2 protein-coding genes are annotated in these 1,601 nt (G+C 48.2%); both read left to right on the plus strand.

The window, feature by feature from the left end:
• On the plus strand, nt 1–766 hold a 766-nt coding region (locus B3182_RS09230), incomplete at its 5' end, for a molybdopterin cofactor-binding domain-containing protein (RefSeq protein ID WP_292752488.1).
• Nucleotides 767–768: 2 nt separating this feature from the next.
• Nucleotides 769–1,601: XdhC family protein (locus tag B3182_RS09235; RefSeq protein WP_292752491.1), on the plus strand; the 833-nt coding region annotated here is incomplete at its 3' end.

Here is a 1,601-nt window from a genome sequence, read left to right on the forward strand (position 1 = left end):
AATCGACAACGTTCAAATAGAAAACCCGGAAGCCAAAGCTCATACCCGGATTGGCTGGTTCCGTTCGGTGGCCAATATTCCACGGGCGTTTGCGATCCAATCCTTTATCGCTGAAATGGCCCATGATTTGGATCGTGATCACAAAGCATTTTTATTGGAACTGATTGGACCGGCACGGAAAATTAATCCGGTTGAGCTGAACGATGAATGGAATTATGGGGAATCGCCGGAAAAATATCCTTTAGACACAGGCAGATTACGCCGGGTAGTCGAAGCGGTATGTGAAAAAGCCAACTGGGGACGTGACTTACCGGCTGGGCGAGGGTTAGGGCTGGCAACGCATTACAGTTTTGTCAGTTATACCGCCGCTATTGTAGAGGTAGAAGTTTCTGATGAGGGTGAATTAACCATCCCTAGAATAGATATTGCTGTGGATTGTGGGCCTCAGGTAAACCCGGAGCGAATACGCTCACAGATGGAAGGGGCCTGCATCATGGGTGTCAGCCTGGCCACCGTCGGTGAAATCAGTTTTAAAGACGGTGCAGTCGAGCAGGATAATTTTGATAGTTATCAAGTGACTCGAATGAATGAATCGCCTCGCGAAATTCATGTGCATTTGTTGCCGATGGAAGATTTCAGCCAGCCATTAGGTGGAATAGGTGAACCAGGCCTACCGCCGATTGCGCCAGCATTATGCAATGCTATTTTTGCTGCGACCGGTAAGCGGATCCGTAACTTACCTATTCGCTATCAACTGGAAAGCTGATTATGGACAGTGTCGATCTTTCAGTCTTTAAAACACTGCAGAAATGGCTGGAAGCCGATTTGACGGTATGGCTGGTGACGGTGGTGAAAACCTTCGGATCCAGCCCGCGTCAACCGGGCGCCATGCTGGTTTTACGCAGTGATGGTGTGTTGGTCGGATCGGTTTCCGGAGGCTGTATTGAAGATGATCTGGCCAATAAAGCGGTGTCAGGTGAATTGCCAACAGAGCAGGCCAAAGTAATGGTGTATGGCGTAACACGGGATGAAGCTCAACGCTTTAATCTGCCTTGTGGTGGCACATTGGAGCTGGTAGTTGAGCCCGTTAAAAATAGCGTATGGGTAGCTGAAATTCTCAATGCAATTAATGGCCATCGATTAATAAAACGTGAATTAAACCTTTCTTCGCTACACACCCATTGCAGCGATGCCAAAGCAACTGATATTCCAGTGCAAATCACTGATCAGCAGCTATCTGTAGTTTATGGACCAAGATGGCGATTATTGATTATTGGGGCAGGTCAGACATCGGCTTATCTGGCAAATATCGCACAGTCGCTGGATTATCAGGTATCGATCTGTGAGCCGCGTGATGCAATGCGGGAAAGCTGGGACGTGGGTGGAGTAGAGCTGCTCAATCTAATGCCGGATGATGCAGTGTTGGCCATGCAGCCAGATGCACATACCGCCATTGTGGCACTAACACATGATCCCAAACTGGATGATATGGCGTTATTGGAAGCGCTCAAGTCAGCTGCTTTTTATGTCGGTGCTCTGGGAAGCAAAAAAAATAATGCCAATCGCCGTCAACGCTTGGCGATGTTTGATTTGTCGGCAAT

The sequence above is a fragment of the Methylophaga sp. UBA4204 genome, assembly GCF_002379485.1.
Taxonomy (GTDB): domain Bacteria; phylum Pseudomonadota; class Gammaproteobacteria; order Nitrosococcales; family Methylophagaceae; genus Methylophaga.